This is a genomic window from Chryseobacterium sp. R2ACT005, assembly GCF_049949215.1.
In the GTDB taxonomy this organism is placed as follows: Bacteria; Bacteroidota; Bacteroidia; order Flavobacteriales; family Weeksellaceae; genus Chryseobacterium.
The window spans coordinates 632,331-651,215 of the sequence record NZ_CP188192.1 but is presented as its reverse complement, the minus strand read 5'-3'; the positions used below and the strand labels follow the sequence as shown (position 1 = coordinate 651,215).

Below are 18,885 nucleotides of genomic sequence, written 5' to 3'. Positions count from 1 at the left end.
ACGATGAAAAACAATACAAGTATAATTCATAAAGGAAGGCTGAAGTTGAAAAAATATTTTTCAGCGCTGGCTTTGACTCTTTCTCTGTCTGCTTTTGCACAGACCACGACAGAGAACTACGTCTACAGCAAAGAAAGACTTTCTGAAGATGGAAGTAAAAAATCAGAAACCATACAATATTATGACGGCTTGGGGAGACCTAAGCAGGCCATTCAGGTAAAATCTACCCCACTGGGACAGGATCTTGTAGTACCTATTACTTACGATCAGTTAGGACGACAAACCAGAAGCATTTTACCGGTTCCTATGGTTACCACCAACCTTGGAATACAGAATGTTTCTGAAGCCACAGCCAATGCTTATTACGGAGTACCTAACGCCTATTCCGAACAGAAACTGGAAGCATCTCCTTTGGCAAGAGTCCTGGAAACTGCAAGCCCAGGAAGTGAATGGGCAATGAACTCCGGACATACCGTAAAAGCAGGCTATGAAATCAACAAAAGCTCAGATAAGGTAAAGAAGTTCTCGTTTACCAATTCATGGGTCAGCACGATTGCAGTTTCTTCTGTTCCTACCGTTTCTTTTTACAATGAAAAAGTATTGGTAAAAACCTTGGGAACTGATGAAGACGGTAATAAAACCATTGAATTTACCAATGGATTGGGACAAACCATTCTGGTAAGAAAAGTCATTACCGCTACTGAAAATGCAGATACCTATTATCTTTACAACGATTATGGCCATCTTGTCTACGTTATTTCTCCAAAAGCAGACGCTCAGATTACCTCCAGCAACAATATCATCACCCAGCAGATTCTGAATGATCTCTGCTATCAGTATAAATATGATAATAGGGGCAGACTGGCTGAAAAGAAAGTTCCCGGAAAAGGATGGGAATACATGGTGTATAATAAAGCTGATCGGCTTATTCTGACCCAGGATACGGTCCTTAAAGAAAAAGGACAATGGCTTTTTACCAAATATGACCAATTGGGAAGAGTTGTGTACACAGGAATCACTAATAATGCTTCTAGCAGAGCATCAATGCAAAACAGTGCCAATACCAATGCTAATTTATATGAAACCAGAACTGCAGCAGCGGGACTGACCATAAACGGCATGCCTGTATATTATACTAACGTTTCGACTTCTACCGGTGTTACCCAGGTCTTAAGTATTCATTACTATGACACCTATCCGCAATACAGTTTTAATCCTGCATTTCCATCAGCAATTTTCGGAAAACCTGTTTTAAAAGATGATCTTTCCGGAAATGTAAATACGAAAACAATGCCTGTCATGAGCCTGGTAAAAAATATAGAGGATGACAACTGGACCAAAAATTATAATTATTATGATACAAAAGGAAGACCCGTCGGTGGATATTCTATCAATCATTTAGGAGGTTATACCAAAGCAGAATCTGAACTTGATTTTTCGGGAGTACCACTTCAGGTAAAAACTTATCACAAAAGACTCAATACCGATACAGAGAGAGTGATTACAGAAGTTTTCACCTATGATAACCAAAACAGGCTGCTTACCCATACCCATCAGGTAGACAGCAATACTCCTGAGATCCTGACCCAGAATAAGTATAATGAGCTTTCCCAGCTTCAATCTAAAAAAGTAGGCGGAACTTCTGCGGCTTCTCCCCTTCAGACTGTTGATTACACTTATAACATCAGAGGATGGCTTACTAAAATCAACGATCCGGCAAACCTGAACGGTAAACTTTTTGGCTATGAAATAAAATACCAGAATCCTGTTTATACCAACATTGCTTCCGGAAAATTTAATGGAAATGTAGCAGAAATAGACTGGAAGAATTCATCTGAAAATGTGTTGAAAAGATATTCTTATTCCTATGATCCTCTTAACAGACTGAAAGATGCCATCTATACAGAACCGAATGCTACCAATCCTTATAACAACAATTATAACGAGAATCTGACCTATGACCTCAACGGAAATATCGCCACTCTGAGAAGAAATGCTTTTCCTGTATCGGGAACCACTTCTACCCTTGTGGATGATCTTACCTATCAGTATACAGGAAACCGCTTGGATAAAGTCATAGAAAGCTCATTGAATGACACAGGTTATGAAGGAGGAAACAATCCCATTACTTATGATCTGAATGGCAATATGAAAGATATGCTGGATAAGGGAATACAATCGATCAATTATAATTTTCTCAATCTGCCTGATACTTTTGATATTATCCAAACTACATTTGGTAATCCTATTTATAACACGCTTAATCATCTGTATCGTGCTGATGGAACCAAACTTAGAAAAACCTACACAAGCACAACATCCGGAAGAGGAGCAAGTACCACTACTCAGATTACAGATTACCTGGATGGATTTCAATATAGCTTTAAAGAAGGCAGTAGTATCTGCCTAACCTGTAGAACAGAAAATGCATATGAGCAGCAGGCATACAAAGGAATTTCTGATCCTTTAAAAGAGATTCCTTCACAATGGAACCTTGATTTTGTGGCTACATCTGAAGGCTTTTACAGTTTCACAGAAAACCGTTATATTTACCAGTACATAGACCATCTTGGAAATACCAGGATAAGTTTTGCAAAAAACAGCGAAGGAGCTCTTGAAGTTACAGATACCAACAATTATTATCCGTTTGGATTAAACCATATTTCAGGAATGTTTAGCACATCTGGTTTTGGAAGTTATTATTCTTATAAGTATAATGGAAAAGAGCTTCAGGAGACGGGCATGTTTGATTATGGAGCAAGAATGTACATGCCGGATTTAGGTAGATGGGGTGTTATAGATCCATTGGCAGAAGCATCCAGAAGATTTACCCCATACCATTACGGAAATAACAATCCTATAAGGTTTATAGATCCGGATGGAAGACTTACGGTAGATAACCTACAGGGAGGATATAGTACAGGAAGTGCAGTAGCAGATTTTATGTACAGAACCGGATTAAGTTCAGATGAAAGAAATATGCCTCTGTTTTATCGTAATGAAGGGGGAATGATGATAAGAACTGAAGCTTTGGGTAAAGATGGTGAAGGTGGTGGCAGTGGACCTGCACAAGGTCCTGGTCCATCGAAAAGTAAACCTAATTTTATAAAAAGAGCAACAAATTTTATTAAAAGGCTGTTTGGAGGTATTAAAAATAAAATAGAAATAGGAATAGTTGAAACAACAACACCTTACGGTGCTATAGAAGACTTTTCGAAGGGCACTGCAAATTTTCTAGACCGTTATATTCGTCCTACACATGAAACATTCTTTAGCTTGTCTGGAGGAACAAATGATCCAGATAAAGAAACTCTTAATAAGCTAAGGCCAGGAGATAATATTGAAGCCAATAATATGTTCGAATATATATTAAATGGCACAATGAGAGCTGTTAAAATAGTAAATTTAAGACCTGATCATTTTCAGACTGCTATTGATATGATGTCACTTAGCTCTCTCCCACGAGGTAATGGTTTCTATCCGCCAGAAGGATATGATTCCACTGTAGAATCAGACACTTTGAGCTATTATGGTGTCCAATCTGTTGGTATAATATCATATAAAGGAAATAACAATAATGTTGTTGGTTTTGGTATTAAAACTATAATTATTAATCAAAATAATATGTCAGGAAAGCAATACGATTCTTTAATTAATAGAATTAATAGTGATGACAATTATTATAACACGAAAGTTAGCTCTGCGGCTGACAGTTTACTACATCAAATGTTAAGAAAATGAAAAAAATAGGAATAATATGCTTAATGGTATTTTTAAGCTGTAATGAGAAAGAACAAACTAAGAAAGTTTTTGGTCCTGAAAATAAGTTAAAATATATTTACAAAACTAAGGGTGATATTACAACTATTTATGATTATTCCAAAGATGGAAAATTAATGATGAAATTAAATTTCAAGCAAGATCAATTTATCGACACCATATATTTCTATGATTTTGATAATCATTATACAGTAATAGATAGTTCTAGGGGTAAATATTTCTACGGAACACAAATACTTACTTATGATAACGGAAAATATGCATATAAGGGACCATATAGGTATACTAAAAATATTGACCCAAAAAAAATTGCTAAAAGCTTACTCAAATTTGGTCAACATAGTACTTATACCATTGATGGCAGTTTAAAAGAAGAGCTAAGTTTTAAAATAATTGGCGATTCTTCATTTGCTGTTAATACAAAAAAATAGTAAAACATTAAAATATCATTTTAGAAATTCCATCATAAATTCTGGTAATGCTCTAAAAACACTAGAAACAAACTAGAGTATTGATTTACAATACTCTAGTTTTAAAATATAATGGAAAAGAGCTTCAGGAAACAGGGATGTTTGATTATGGAGCAAGAATGTACATGCCGGATTTAGGAAGATGGGGAGTTACTGACCCATTGGCTGAAGCATCCAGAAGTTTTACACCCTATCATTATGGAAACAACAACCCGATAATGTTTATAGACCCGGATGGAAGGATTACGGAGTCTTTTATTAAAGGAATGCTGTCTGCTCCTTCAGGCACAACATGGTACAATACAGGGATGGGTTTTACCAATGATCAGGGAGGCTCTATGGACTATGATGGAAACAGGATTACCTGGGGAATAGACTACACACGTATGCTTATGCAGAGTGTTGGTCTTTCTCATGGTGGTGAAGGCGGCGGTGGTGAAATGCTAATCCATATTCCGGAAGTTATTATTACCGGAAGGAAGGGTAAAGGCTTTGCAGAAGGTTCATACAATAGCTTCATGATGGAAGTTAAAGCAGACAATGCAAGATTGGCATGGAACCTAAGCCAAAGCAGGTCTTTACTGTATGATGCCATAGAAAATACCAAAGTAGGCCAGTCCGTATCTGCCGCTGAAAACTTCCTGTTTTTAGAATTACCTGCTTCTTTGGTTGGTGGAGAGCTTTTAGCTGCTGGATGGAAAGCAGCCGGAATGAGCAGGCTTATTTGTCGTCCTGCAGCAAGGCTTACCAATGGTCTTATTAAGATTTGCTTTACAGAAGGTACATTAGTAGCGGTAGATAAAGGAAGTAAAAAGATTGAGGACATTAAAGAGGGGGACATTGTATGGAGCTATAATGAAAAGACCGGAAAAAAAGAACTGAAAAAAGTAGTAGCACTATCCCATAACACTTCTTCTTCATTAGTAAAGATCTCCTTAAACGGGGTAGAAATTACCTGTACACCGGAACACCCTTTCTATGTAAACGGAAACTGGGTAGAAGCTAAAGACCTTGTAAAAGGAATTGTCCTTACTACTTTAGATGGGAAAACTTCTTTCGTAGAAGCAATTAATTTCTTGGATGAGAAAGTAAAAGTCTATAACTTTGAAGTAGAAGACAATCATAATTATTATGTTTCTGAGAAAGAGATTTTGGTGCATAATACCTGTTGGACCGAAAGATTAGGAATGTTTATGGAGTATGCTGCAAATATTGAAATAAAGTCTCTTACTTCTCAAGAAGCAACTATTAAACATTTAGAAAGTATATTTAAAGCTTTAGATAAAACAAGAACTGATGATAGAATTATAAAATTGGTTGCTGATGATATGGGAAATGTATTTCCTGAAGCTAAAGGTATATTAAGAATACAGCAAAGAGGTGCTGGTAATGCAACTTACGTTTATCCAGACGGAGGTTTCCAAATATTTCAAAATGGAAAACTTATTATAAATAAAATAAAATAAAAATGATAGAAAGACTTAAAAATGCAATTTTTAATATATCAGATTTTGAATATATAAATTTTTATCAAAATTCTGAAAGTATAAAATTTATTTATTACGATGTTATTGTTCATGGAAATAAGGATTCAATTTTAGTTTTTTATGATGCTGAAGAAATGGGGGTCTTCAATAAATTACGCTTTATTAATAAGAAAAATTCACTTGAAAAATTCAATACGATTTCAGATGCATTAAATTATATGAAATATCTTTCTAAAGTAGTTAATGATATACGGTATGAAACATATCATTATTTTATTTATAAATTGAAAGAAACAAAAATAGACACGAGAAATATTTCTTTTGGATTTGGAGGAAACTATCCAAATTATTCAAAAGAAAATTTATGTATACGTTGTGATATAAGTGATATAAGTATAAAAGAAAATAAAATTAAATTTAATTTTGTTGTTACTTTTGATAAAGATTATAAATGTAAAATGTGGTTTTATCCTGAGAATCCTGTATGGAATGAAGGTAAAGAATGTCCAGAAACAGATGTTGATAAAATTATAGAATATATTCTTAATCTTAAAGTTTATAGTTACGATGATATTCCATTGAAGGAATCATAAAATTTAAATTAAAAGAGTAGTTAAAAAACTACTCTTTTTTATTTTTTAGATGGCAAAACTTCACCTGTAGAATTTATTAAATTCTTGGATGAGAAAGTAAAAGTCTATAACTTTGAAGTAGAAGGCAACCATAATTATTATGTTTCTGAGAAAGGGATTTTGGTGCATAATAATTGTAGTGTTGGTGCAATTATTGACGCAATGCCTTCTTCTTTGAAGCAACTTAATAGGTGTAAAGATTTTGCGTCAGAATTAATAAAACGAATGACCTCACAGGGTATAAAAGGAGAAATGATTACTTTAAAATCATCAAGAAATATTTGGTCTGATGCATTTAATATGAATATTAGTACAAATGGAGATCATGTTGGAGTAAAAGTAGGAAATATGGTTTATGATAATTTATATCCACAAGGAATTAAATTTACAGATTGGATGATGGATTTACAAGTTGGCTCTCCGATAGTACAAGGTCCATTTATAAAATCTTTTTAAAATTAGATTTATGACTATACATGAAATATTACCTTACATTGAGCATAGACCTTTAACGTATTTAAAAACAAAAGATATTTATCTTTTAGATTCTTTTATTGGTGGCTATTTATCCTGTCAACAAATTTATGATCAGAATTTTAATGATATAGATTTTCAAACTAATTTTCACGAATGGTTAAGATTAAAATTTAATTTTGATTTAGGCTTGACTTGGGCTGATTATATTTTTAAGATAAGCCAGAATGAAAATATGAATTCTGTTGATATTTTTTTTAGAGAATATCATTTATTTAAAAAAGAAAATAAATAATCATAAATATTCCCTTATTATTTCAGTAAGGGAATATTTTGTTTTTTTAAATCAGAAAGTAAAATTCTATAACTTTGAAGTAGAAGGCAACCATAATTATTATGTTTCTGAGAAAGGGATTTTGGTGCATAATGATTGCCATTTTACAAATGAACTTTTGGGTTATGTTGGAAAATATGCTCAGGTTTTTGATGGTAGTGTAAATATGGGGTGGCTAACTGGTGACATAATGGAAGTACAGGTTAATGGTATTGTAAGGGCTAATAGCGCGCCAAAAAATGCAGTATTTAAAGCATTAACAGAAGGAGCTGAAAGCATGGCAAGAAAATATGGTATGAGTGAAGTAAGAATACAATTTAATATGGTAATGAATCAAAACCTCAAACATAATTCCCTTTGGGCAAGAGAGTATGGTTATTTTTTTAGTAGAGAGGGTGATACTGTTTTTTGGGAAAAAGTTTTACATTAATAATTATGAATATAAAAGAATTTAAAGACAAAGCGATCGAGATTAGTCTTAAATGTGTAGATAAAGCACCAGAAGACTGGCTTACTTTTAATGATCAAATAAATACTCAATTATTAGATGATAGCTATGAATCCAAATTTGTTTCATTAGAAAAAAATGAATTACCTATTTTAGATTGTAGCCTAAATAATTCATATTTATTAGTTACAACTGAAAGGGTTATTTCAATAATAGATGATAATTATGACGAGGTCTACTCTAAAGATTTTGAAGGATTATGTAATGATTATGAAAAATTTAATTATAAAAAAGAGAATAATCATCATCCTAAAACTAATTTTATATGTATTGAAAAGACCAATAAATCAAAGTTATTAGCAATAATAGATTCTTATTATCCTGCTTTTTTTTCTAAAATGTTAATCTGTAATGTATTATTGTATAAAAAAGAAGGAAGGTGGTTTTTAAATCCGAGTAGGAAATTATAAATAGAAATATTTAAATAAGCAATAAACAAAGAGATTGACCAACAATCAGTCTCTTTTGTTATTTAAAAATAAAAGTCCATAACTTTGAAATAGAAGGCAACAATAATTATTATGTTCTGAGAAAGTAATTTTAGAAATGGCTTTTTACCCTAGAGGAAAAACGAAATGGCTAATCAATTTGGAAATAGGCAAATGATTCAAAGTCTTAAAGTACTCCAAAACTATGCAAGGGGAAAATGGATTTACACATTTAAGACTTCAATTTGAGAGGGCAGCTAACAGTTCAGCAAAGAATCCTGGTCATATATTCGATCAACTTTTTAAATTATAAAATATGAATAATACAGAGTTATTGGAAAAATATAAAGATTACACAATCACTAATATTGAAGATTTAATATTAAAAATGAAATTAGAAGATGATTTATCTATGATGCAATCAACAATGTTATTAGTTTTGAAATTTAAATTAAAAATTACTGAAGCTGATAATTATCTATTAAATTCTAAAGCTTGGTCTAATCGTAAAGAGTCAGTAGAAAAACTTCGGGATAATATTTTTGATAAACTAAAAAATCAACATTAAATAAAAAGAAGTCGACTCAATGAAGTGAGACGGCTTCTTTCTTTTTGAAGTTCACAAATTTGAAGTAGAAGGCAACCATAATTATTATGTCCCCTCGTTGCCTCACGATTGCATCGTGTGGTGAAGTAATAATAAAGCCACCGCTATTGAGTGGTGGCTTTATTATTTTTATTATAAAACCCCTTGCATTCTTGCAGGGGGTGTTTATAATAATAGAAAACCGATGGAGTGAATTCAATGGAGGTATAAGAAATCTAAAAGTAAAAGATAGTAACAATCTGGCATTTATCTGTAAAAGAATTAACCAATTTTCTGAAGGAGAAGAAGTGAGAGTTAGTCACAACCATGGTTACCTTACAATATTTCTTAATGGTCAAAAAGTGGATATAATTTTTACAGTCAAGAACGGCATTGTTTACAGGGTTGGCGTAGGAAGATATGTTTATGATGAAGAGCTTACTGTCCATATTTTAAAATTAATGAAAATAAAAAATCGTTGTTGGGGTGAAGACTGCAAATAATACGGAATCCGCTCGTGCCTATAAATAAACAAAACCACTGTTTGTGCAGTGGTTTTACACTTTATTATACAACCATCACATTTCCATGAAGATAAGTTTTTAAAAACACTTGAATTTCAAATAACCTAGATATCTTCGGGAGAAGCTAAAGTCTTCATCAATACAGATACCGAAATATAGGGAAATCAACAGGGAACTATCCATAGCAAATTAACGTGAACTGGCAGATATGGCCATCGGAACAGCCCACTTTACACTAATGAATGAAGAAAAAAGCTTTACCAATATAGAACTTTAAGATTAACTTTTTCCGCCCAACCTGGAAAGATAAATTTACAGCTCATGCAAAACCTACATAATCTGGTAAAACCATCACTGTCTATCATTGTAAAATCACCAACACTGAAAGAAAACTGGCAGCAGTAACCAGCACTGTTATGAGTAAGCAAAAGGAAAATAATCTGGTATTTTAGTAATAAATAACTCTTTACAATTGTTATAATAATATGAAAACAATCTATCTCCTACTCTTTTTGTTCATATCTCTGGCTGTCGTTTCAGCTCAGAATCATCATTCTGAAGGTTTTTATGAAACTTCAGATCATGTAAAGATCAAATACAAAGTCTCCGGAAAAGGAGAAGCCTGTTTCTATGTTCCCGGAGGTCCCGGGCAGGGCTATCCCTCTTTTGAACTGATGGGAGGGAATAATCTGGAAAAAAGCATGCAGATGGTTTATATGGATCAGCGGGGTTCCGGCGCATCCGGCACTTCGGAAAACTATCATCTCGATAAAATGGTTCAGGATATAGAAGAAATGAGACAACATCTCCATTTGAAAAAAATCTTTCTGCTGGCCCACTCCTTTGGGGGAATCATTGCCGTCAATTATGCAAAAAAATATCCTCAGCATACGAAAGGACTCATTCTGGCGAATGTTACCTTACATTTCCTGAATGATGAATCAGTTAAAGAACAGATTGAATATGGGAACAGTCTTTTACAGACAAAAACCAGGGCTGTTCCTAAAGACAGTCTTCCATCAGAACTTTCAAAAATCAGCAGTGCCTTAAGGAAAAAAAGAATCGGATATAAATTCCTGACCGAAGATATTGAAACCATCAAAGAGTCAGATAAAATTGATTCTCTCCATCCCCGAATTATCAACTTCGGAATGGCGGTCATCTCAAAACCCAAAGATTTCCCGGAATATTATGCCGATTACGCTCCTGCTACAAAAGATATTCATGTTCCTGTATTGATTATTACCGGAAAAAAGGATAAAGCAGTCGGAACCCAGCACTATAAAACATTTAGGTTTCCTAATCAAAAAATAGTTTCTATTGATGGCGGGCATCTTTTGTACTATGAAAAAAATAAAGAATTTGTGAATGCTGTCAGTCAGTTTGTGAATACTGCAAAGTGATATTGTATTGACTATTTTACAGATATTAAGTTTTTGGCGCGGCCTCCGGCCGCGCCAAAAACTTAATCAATATTCAAAGATTAAAAACAAACCCGGCTGTTTCAAATGAAACAGCCGGGTTTTATCTATTTTAATTCCTGATTAAAAGCTGGCAATCATTAAAATTTAAGATCTCCATTCACTTCTCTTACTGCATTAGCAGCTTCAGCGAATTTCAATTGCTCTTCAGCAGTCAATGCTACGTTTACAATTGATTCTACTCCGTTTGCTCCAATGATTGCTGGAACACCAAGGCAGATATCATTTTGACCGTATTCTCCCTCAAGCATTAAAGAACAAGGGATCATTTTCTTCTGGTCACATGCAATTGCCTGAACCATTACAGAAACTGCTGCACCTGGAGCATACCAAGCTGAAGTTCCTAATAATTTCGTAAGAGTAGCTCCTCCTACTTTAGTTTCTTCGATTACATATTTTTGTTGATCTTCACTTAAGAATTCAGTTACAGGAACACCGTTTCTTGTAGCTTTGCTCAATAACGGAAGCATACCTGTATCACTGTGAGCAGCGATTACCATACCGTCAACATCAGAAATTGGAGCTTCTAATGCTTCAGCCAATCTGTATTTGAATCTTGCAGAGTCTAATGCACCACCCATTCCGATGATTTTGTGCTTAGGAAGACCTGAAGTCTTGTGAACAAGGTAAGCCATAGTATCCATTGGGTTAGAAACCACGATGATGATTACTTCCGGAGAATGTTTTACTAAGTTTTCAGTAACTTCTTTCACGATACCAGCATTGATACCGATCAATTCTTCTCTTGTCATTCCAGGTTTTCTAGGAATTCCTGAAGTGATTACTGCTACATGAGAACCTGCAGTTTTGCTGTAATCTCCTGTTGTACCCGTAATTTTTGTATCAAATCCGTTAAGAGATGCTGTCTGCATCAAGTCCATTGCTTTCCCTTCAGCAAACCCTTCTTTAATGTCTACCAAAACTACTTCTGAACAGAAGTTCTTCATTGCGATGTATTCCGCACAGCTTGCTCCTACAGCGCCTGCACCTACTACAGTTACTTTCATATTGTTACTTTTTAAAAATTATTTTTGTTAGTTAAGTTTAAATTTGAAACTCCCCAAATTTAACAATTCCTGAAAAAATGCGCAATTTTTCAGGAATTTAATTAGAATTAAAATAAATTAGTTGACGTTCAGTAAAAACGTGTACAGCTTTTTCGCACCAGAAAGCACTTCTTTGTAGTTTTCTTCAGCTACCTCCGTATCCAGAACTTCTTTAAAATTTTTCCACATAGGTCCTGTATTTTCCTGATAACACCCGAAAAAGTTGAATGGAACCTCATCAAAACCTTCCGTTTTGGAAAGCTGTTTGGCAATTACGTTCCCACCAAGGGTAGAACCTTCAATCACATACATCGCTCCTAGCGCTTCATGCTCGTTATTGAACTCCAGGTTATGAGATACTTCCTGATTTTCCAGAGAAAGGCTTTTCAGATCTTTTTCAATAAGAGAAAGCTTCTTTCTTGCATCAAGCTGAAGTTTCTCTGCATATTTACCGGAAAGACTGCTGAATATTTTGTCTTCACTGTGAAGAAGCATCAGGTAATTGGTATGGATGATTTTTTTATAATCCTCTAAGGTGAAAGTTTTGTTAAAAATCTTTTCAGAATTAAAAAGTTTCTCTGCTGCATCGTGATAATCTGTCGTATTCTGTTTAAGATATTCTGATACCATAAATAACGTTTTAAAAGTTTCTCAAATATAAGGCTTTTTGAACGTTAAAATAAAGGAAGTTCCTTCACTGCTGCTTTCATAATCCACATTTCCTCCTATCCTTTTCATGATACGGTGTACAATGGACAGCCCTACTCCGTTTCCTTTAAATTTCTTCGCATTATCCATCCTGTTGAAGATTTTAAACATCTTATGTTTTTCCTCCTCAGGAATACCGATTCCATTGTCGGAAACTCTGTAAATAATAGTCTGGCCATCTTCTCTCCCTTCAATTTCCACTTTCGGAAGCTCTTTGTGGGAAGAATATTTCACGGCATTATTGATAATATTCAGGAACACCTGATGAAGCATTGTTTTATCAGCCAGTACATCCGGACATTCCTTAATGATGATTTCACTGTTTGGACTCCCATAGGTCATCTTGGCATTTTGAGATATTTTTTCAATGGTATGAGCCGTTTTCAGGCTTTCAAGCTGTATTTCACTATGCTTGGCGCGGCTGAGCTGCAGTACATCATGCATCATTTCCGCCATATTATCTATTTCCTCAATAATCGTATTGATCTTGTTTTTGCTTTTTATAGAATCATCAGCAAGATTTCCCAAAAGCATTTGTGCATTCAGTTTCATTACCGTAAGAGGCGTTCCCAGGTCATGCGAAATGGTATAAGAAAAACTGTCAAGTTCATCATTTACCTTTTTCAGCTCATCATTAAGCCTTTTGATTGCATTATAATTTTTGTGTGAGGTTTCTAAAATCAAATCTCTTACCGCCTGTACAGCACTCACATTTCTGGAATTCCATCTTTTAGAATTTCCTTTGATATTTTCTGTAAAAATACGGAAGGAGGTTCTAGGTGATATCATCTGCTTTTCTTCTCCGTTTTGAGAAAAGACACTTATCTTTTTCTCAGGATTCCCGGCCCAGTTGATGTGTTCATCAAACTCTTTCCGGAACCAGATCAGCATTTCATTTTTCTCCTTTTCTATAAAATAAATAACGATACCTGCAGCATTGTCAGACAGATCCAGTTCATCACCGTGCTCTTTAAGAAAGTTACGGCTTACATAGATTCTCTCATTTGTATTCCCCAGTGCCCATTGGACAATTCTGTTGATACTTTCCGGATTGGGAGTTTTACCATCTGTTATGATACTCTCATCCGAAACAATGGCAAGCCCATCCGCCTCAGGTAGATTTCTGATCTCTGTCTTACACTCAATAAGAGAGTCGAACAGGTTATTATGTTTTAAAAACTCCGTTTTAAGCTGAGACACTTTCTCATTCAGTTCCAAACGGTAGTTCAGTTCACTCTTGGATTTAAAAGATGAATAAGCATTAGCAGCCAAAGCTGTAAAAATTCCTGCCTGCACCCTGTCCTCAAGGTCAATATGCTTAGGTTCTACATTCTGGCAGGTTACCAATCCCCAAAGATGATCATCAATAATAATGGAAACACTGAAGCTTGAAGCAGCGCCTGCATTTTTAAGATACTGCCCGTGAACGGGTGACATACCTCTGGATGCTGAGTAAGTAAGGTCAATCTTTTCAGGGCTCCTGCTTAAAATAGGAACCGTATCTGCATATACATTGCTGAAAATTCTTTTTCTTTTTTTCAGATAAAGATCGCGTGCCTGTTTTGGAATGTCGGATTCCGGATAATGAAGTCCCAGAAAGCTTTCCATATTCTCATTTTTCTTTTCGGCGATTACTTTTCCTGAACCATCCATCATAAATTTGTAGACCATCATCCGGTCATAGTTTACCACCTTCGACAGGGTTTCCAGAAGATGATTCCAGAGCTCCTTTTCATTATCGATGATATAAAAATTATCGTACTTATTCGAAATTCGTTTATTGGGATTAATCAGGACTTCTTCAAACTCCATAAAAATATAAAGCTCACTTCTGAAAACAGAAAAATGGTACTCTGTATCACCAATAAAAATCTTATCAAAATAAGTTTCATTCTTCCGTCTGGTAAACTTATCCAATGAAGTATAGATTTCTGAATCAATAATGCTTTGAAAACTTTCCGGAAAGTCAGTAAGCTGCCTTCCGAACAGTTCCTCTGAACTCCCGATTTTAAATATATCCGAAATATTCCTGCTAAAAAAAGTAATGGTACGGGACTCCGCATCAATGCCAATCAAATAACCAAAACTTTGTATAGAACCCGGAATATGGATAGGTTCTTCATGGCATTCTATAAAATTCATATATCTCTTCAGTCTATCTATCAAATATAACGTTTTTTGGAACAGCTTCCTATTTTGTGGTACGTAGATTTTAAACTTCAGTCTATCAAATGTTCAAGAGAAAAATCAGTTTAAAAAAAGGCCGAAAAACACATTGAAATATTCTTCATTTTTACCCACTTTTAATGTCATATATCTAAAATATACAAAAAAACATCCAATAATCCAATTATCATGCTTTAATTATGATTCATAACATGATTTACACATTATTAACCTTAATAATTATTTTATTTAAACAAATTTATCTAAATTTATATCACCAAATAATGAACATGATCAGAATTAATTGAATTATTCACAATAAATTCAATACAAAATTTAAATTCAAATAATACTATTATGAAAAAGTTCCCATTAATTTTATTTTCTCTGGTCCTCTCTATAGGATTATGGAATCCATCGGAAGCATGCACAAGAGTGGTTTACAAAGGGCCTCAGAATACCGTTATTACAGCCCGTTCTATGGACTGGCGTGACGAAATCCCTGCGAACCTGTGGGTTTTCCCAAAAGGAATAGACCGCAACGGGCAGGTAGGCTCTAAATCTGTAAAATGGAACTCCAAATACGGAAGCCTTATCAGCTCTTCCTGGGATATTGCATCAGCAGACGGAATGAACGAAAAAGGACTGGTTGCCAACCTGCTTTGGTTAGGAGAATCCCAGTACCCGAAATTCGATGGAAAAGGAAGTAAAAAGGGACTTGCCATATCATTATGGGCACAATATTATCTCGATAATTTTGCCACCGTAAAAGAAGCAGTAGAATTTTCACGAAAAGAACCGTTTGTTATTGTAAGTGATTATATTCCGGGAACAGAAAGATTTACAACAGTCCATCTTTCCATTTCCGATGCTTCAGGAGACAATGCTGTATTTGAGTATATTGACGGTAAACTGGTCATTCATCATGATCCATCTTATACGGTAATGACCAATTCTCCTGTTTTTGAAGAACAGCTGGCCCTTAACAATTACTGGAAAGGAATTCCGGGAACAGTTATGCTTCCGGGAACCAACCGCGCTGCAGACCGCTTTGTACGAGCTTCTTACTATGTGAATGCAATTCCGCAGACTGCCGATACCCGTACAGCGGTGGCCAGTGTTTTCAGTGTCATCAGAAACTGTTCCGTTCCTTACGGAATCACCTCTGCAACAGAGCCTAATATTTCTTCAACAAGATGGCGTTCTGTCTCGGATCAGAAAAACCTGGTGTATTATTTTGAAACGGTTTTCACACCGAATACTTTCTGGGTAGATCTTAAAGATTTCGACCTGAGCTCTAAGGGAAAAGTAATGAAACTGGATCTTAGTAATAATAACACTTACAACGGTAAATCCAACGCAAATTTTAAAGAATCTGCACCGTTCACATTCTTAGGATTAAAATAGATATTTTACCACAAACCGCTTACGCTTATGCAAAAACAATCTGCCTTCAGCAGATGAAAAGACCTAAGTATGCAGCACTATAATTGAATGTGTAGCCACTCCTTTCCTCGGGATAGATGCCAAATCAAAGATTTGACAGGTAGTTTAAAATACTTGTCTTTCATTTAAGTGCATGCAGGAAAGTAATGGTAAAATAAAGTTTACAATAAAAAAACAAAAATAGATATGGCCTTTTTTTCGATTAAAAAGAAAAGCCTGATCCTGTGCATGCTAGCCTGTGGGTTATCAGCTTATGCGCAAAATCAGGATTCTCTGAAGACCACCCCACCTCCACAGGAAGAAGACAATGTAAAATATCCGCAGCTGCAGATCAAAGGCCTTTTTCAGGCACGTTATCTCGTGGGGATGTCCAAGGATGTTGATGTCAACGGACTCCATCATACCGATGGTTCCGGAACGGATAATAATTTCATGCTCAAATACATGAGGATTCAGGTACGGGCACAGATCAGTAAACGTACAGAAGTTGTTGTTTTGGCCAACCTTGCCGATTTTAAAAATGATCCTAAAAGCAGAGTTCTTGAAAATGCTTATCTGAAGTATACCTTCAATCCGAAATTAGCAATTACGGTAGGACAGTTCAGACCTTGGTTCGGTATCGAAGAAACTTACCCTATTGATATTATTAAATCTTTAGACTGGTCCAATCAGTATACTGAATTCGGAAAACTGGGCTGGACGAGTTTCCAGATTGGTATGTCTGCTACAGGACAGCTTCAATTAGGAGAAATCCCTTTCCAATATGCTGTTTCGGTAGTCAACGGAAATGGAAAGAATCAAATCAATGACAACGATAACGGAAAACAATATTCTACCCGTCTGGTTTTTGGACTCTCCAAAAAATATAATTTTAACGTAGGACTAAATGCGGGTACCGGGGAAGTTTTTAGCAAAAAAGTATATGCTCTGGGAGTAGATCTGAGCTCACTGATTCAATTTGATCCAAAATGGAGCCTTGATATGCAGCTGGAAGCCAAACAGGCGACCAACCACGTTCTGTACAATTCCATTGCCCCTGAACTACGCCCTGATAATCCTGATCAGTATCTGATCCGAGGAGCTTATTTTCTTCCGAATTTAAGATATGAAATCAACCATAAGAACCTCAGTGCTTTTGAATTATCATGCCGGTACGAATACCTTGATACCAATTTCAGAATGGCTTCCAACCCAAGACAAACGATCACTCCTATGTTCGGATTGGAATTTCTGAAAAATTACGGTGCAAGAATTCAGTTGGGGGTTCAGTTTGACCGTTACAAATATCAGGTGGAAAATACATCACAATACAATAACAATCTATTCATTGTGCAGGTACAGAGTAGATTCTAAACGATTAAATAGTTAGTATCATGAAAGAAATTAATATCAAAAACGTAGCGATTACATTTGTTGTTGCGTTAATCATATGGTTCATTCCTGCTCCGGAAGGTGTTGCTGAGAATGCCTGGCATCTGTTCGCCATCTTTGCGGCAACTATTTTAGGGATTATTCTTAAAGCAGCACCAATGGGTACAATGTGTATGATGGCCATTGGTTTTACAGCCCTTACGCAGGTTGTGGCTCCGGGAGATGCTGGAAAATCTATTACCAAAGCGCTTTCCGGTTTTGGAGATAAAGTAATCTGGCTGATCGGGATTTCATTCTTTATTGCCAGAGGATTTATCAAAACGGGACTTGGAAACCGTATTGCCTTTCTATTCATCAGGATTTTTGGTAAAAGTTCATTGGGATTGGCTTACGGATTAGGACTTGCCGATGTTTGTCTGGCACCTGCTATTCCGAGTAATACAGCGAGAGGAGGTGGAATTATCTACCCTATCATGAAGTCTATGGCTATCAGCTTTGATTCCGTTCCTGAAAAGCCTGAAACCCACAGAAAATTAGGATCATTCCTAACGTTGAACAGTTATTATATGAACCTCATCGCTTCTTCTATGTTCCTTACGGGGACAGCAAGTAACCCGATGTGTCAGAAATTTGCAGCGAACCTGGGTATTGATATTACATGGATGTCATGGGCTGCTGCAGGTTTTATTCCCGGTGCGGTAGCCTTCTTTGTCGTTCCTTTGGTATTGTACAAACTATACCCGCCTGAACTGAAAAAAACAGGTGATGCTCCGAAAATGGCAGCTCAGAAATTAAAAGAAATGGGACCTATCTCTAAAAATGAATGGCTGATGTTACTGGCATTTTTCATTCTGTTAGCCCTTTGGATATTTGGCGGAGCACTTTCTATTGATGCAACCACTACTGCATTTATTGGATTAACCTTATTGCTGTTAACCTCAGTATTGACCTGGGAGGATGTAAAAAGTGAAAAAGGAGCATGGGATACCATTGTTTGGTTCGCTGTACTGGTGATGATGGCAAGTTCTTTAAATGAACTGGGTTTCATTGGCTGGTTCAGTAACCTTATCAAGGTACAAATTGGAGGTCTGAGCTGGCAGGTAGCTTTCCCGGTTATTATTGTAGTCTATTTCTTCAGTCACTATATTTTTGCCAGTGCTACTGCTCACGTAGCAGCTATGTATGCAGCATTGCTGGGTGTTGGGGTTTCTTTGGGAATTCCTCCTATGCTATTGACGATGATGCTGGGTTTCATGGGTTCTATTTATGGGGTACTTACCCATTACGGCCATGGCCCGGCTCCGGTATTCTTCGGAAGCGGATATGTAGACCTGAAAGCATGGTGGGTCAGAGGTCTTGAAATAGGAATCGTTCTATTGATCATTTATATGGTTGTAGGAGGATTGTGGATGAAAGTCTTAGGATATTATTAATCATAAAATAA

Annotated in this window: 17 protein-coding genes; 14 read left to right on the top strand and 3 right to left on the bottom strand. The window is 35.6% G+C overall.

Annotated features, from left to right (window positions below; genetic code table 11):
- Positions 1 to 3: 3 nt before the first annotated feature.
- The 11 genes from ACPF63_RS03060 (at position 4) to ACPF63_RS03010 (ending at position 10,626) form a co-directional block, all read left to right on the top strand.
- A complete protein-coding gene (locus tag ACPF63_RS03060) occupies positions 4 to 3,741 on the top strand; it encodes a DUF6443 domain-containing protein (RefSeq protein WP_426481935.1) in 3,738 nt (1,245 codons plus the stop codon).
- Entirely contained in the window at positions 3,738 to 4,211 is a 474-nt protein-coding gene (locus ACPF63_RS03055; RefSeq protein ID WP_426481934.1) for a hypothetical protein, read from the top strand. The genes ACPF63_RS03060 and ACPF63_RS03055 overlap by 4 nt, the downstream gene beginning before the upstream one ends.
- Positions 4,212 to 4,291: 80 nt before the next feature.
- Positions 4,292 to 5,716, top strand: coding sequence for a polymorphic toxin-type HINT domain-containing protein (locus ACPF63_RS03050; RefSeq protein ID WP_426481933.1), 1,425 nt, complete (start codon positions 4,292 to 4,294; stop codon positions 5,714 to 5,716).
- A gap of 2 nt (positions 5,717 to 5,718) precedes the next feature.
- On the top strand, positions 5,719 to 6,330 hold the full coding sequence (locus tag ACPF63_RS03045) for a hypothetical protein (protein WP_426481932.1): 612 nt from the start codon (positions 5,719 to 5,721) through the stop codon (positions 6,328 to 6,330).
- 84 nt (positions 6,331 to 6,414) lie between these two features.
- Positions 6,415 to 6,825, top strand: a complete 411-nt coding sequence (locus ACPF63_RS03040) for a papain fold toxin domain-containing protein (RefSeq protein WP_426481931.1) — start codon at positions 6,415 to 6,417, stop codon at positions 6,823 to 6,825.
- A 10-nt stretch (positions 6,826 to 6,835) separates the two neighbouring features.
- Positions 6,836 to 7,138 (top strand): hypothetical protein, encoded by a 303-nt coding sequence (locus ACPF63_RS03035; protein WP_426481930.1) that lies wholly within the window; start codon positions 6,836 to 6,838, stop codon positions 7,136 to 7,138.
- A complete protein-coding gene (locus ACPF63_RS03030) occupies positions 7,089 to 7,607 on the top strand; it encodes a hypothetical protein (protein ID WP_426481929.1) in 519 nt (172 codons plus the stop codon). Before ACPF63_RS03035 ends, ACPF63_RS03030 begins: the two co-directional genes overlap by 50 nt.
- Before the next feature lie 5 nt (positions 7,608 to 7,612).
- Positions 7,613 to 8,095, top strand: coding sequence for a hypothetical protein (locus ACPF63_RS03025; protein ID WP_426481928.1), 483 nt, complete (start codon positions 7,613 to 7,615; stop codon positions 8,093 to 8,095).
- 334 nt (positions 8,096 to 8,429) lie between these two features.
- Positions 8,430 to 8,681 carry a hypothetical protein gene (locus tag ACPF63_RS03020; protein ID WP_426481927.1) on the top strand — a complete coding sequence of 84 codons (252 nt, stop codon included), beginning with the start codon at positions 8,430 to 8,432 and terminating at the stop codon, positions 8,679 to 8,681.
- Positions 8,682 to 8,767: 86 nt separating this feature from the next.
- On the top strand, positions 8,768 to 9,202 hold the full coding sequence (locus ACPF63_RS03015; protein WP_426481926.1) for a hypothetical protein: 435 nt from the start codon (positions 8,768 to 8,770) through the stop codon (positions 9,200 to 9,202).
- 506 nt (positions 9,203 to 9,708) lie between these two features.
- Entirely contained in the window at positions 9,709 to 10,626 is a 918-nt protein-coding gene (locus ACPF63_RS03010) for an alpha/beta fold hydrolase (protein WP_426481925.1), read from the top strand.
- 158 nt (positions 10,627 to 10,784) lie between these two features.
- Here the strand turns inward: ACPF63_RS03010 and ACPF63_RS03005 are convergent, their stop codons facing one another.
- The 3 genes from ACPF63_RS03005 to ACPF63_RS02995 form a co-directional block, all read right to left on the bottom strand.
- A complete protein-coding gene (locus ACPF63_RS03005) occupies positions 10,785 to 11,711 on the bottom strand; it encodes a malate dehydrogenase (protein ID WP_426481924.1) in 927 nt (308 codons plus the stop codon).
- Between the two features lie 117 nt (positions 11,712 to 11,828).
- Entirely contained in the window at positions 11,829 to 12,380 is a 552-nt protein-coding gene (locus ACPF63_RS03000) for a biliverdin-producing heme oxygenase (RefSeq protein ID WP_426481923.1), read from the bottom strand.
- A gap of 21 nt (positions 12,381 to 12,401) precedes the next feature.
- Positions 12,402 to 14,624, bottom strand: coding sequence for an ATP-binding protein (locus tag ACPF63_RS02995; protein ID WP_232538992.1), 2,223 nt, complete (start codon positions 14,622 to 14,624; stop codon positions 12,402 to 12,404).
- Between the two features lie 357 nt (positions 14,625 to 14,981).
- On the opposite strand from ACPF63_RS02995, the gene ACPF63_RS02990 reads away from it, so the two are divergent.
- The 3 genes from ACPF63_RS02990 to ACPF63_RS02980 all read left to right on the top strand — a co-directional run bounded on the left by ACPF63_RS02990 (position 14,982) and on the right by ACPF63_RS02980 (position 18,874).
- Positions 14,982 to 16,031, top strand: a complete 1,050-nt coding sequence (locus tag ACPF63_RS02990) for a linear amide C-N hydrolase (protein WP_426481922.1) — start codon at positions 14,982 to 14,984, stop codon at positions 16,029 to 16,031.
- 225 nt (positions 16,032 to 16,256) lie between these two features.
- The gene (locus ACPF63_RS02985; protein WP_047387125.1) at positions 16,257 to 17,423 is read left to right on the top strand and encodes a porin; all 1,167 of its coding nucleotides are present in this window, start codon (positions 16,257 to 16,259) and stop codon (positions 17,421 to 17,423) included.
- Positions 17,424 to 17,443: 20 nt separating this feature from the next.
- Positions 17,444 to 18,874 (top strand): anion permease, encoded by a 1,431-nt coding sequence (locus ACPF63_RS02980; RefSeq protein WP_426481921.1) that lies wholly within the window; start codon positions 17,444 to 17,446, stop codon positions 18,872 to 18,874.
- Positions 18,875 to 18,885: the final 11 nt, after the last annotated feature.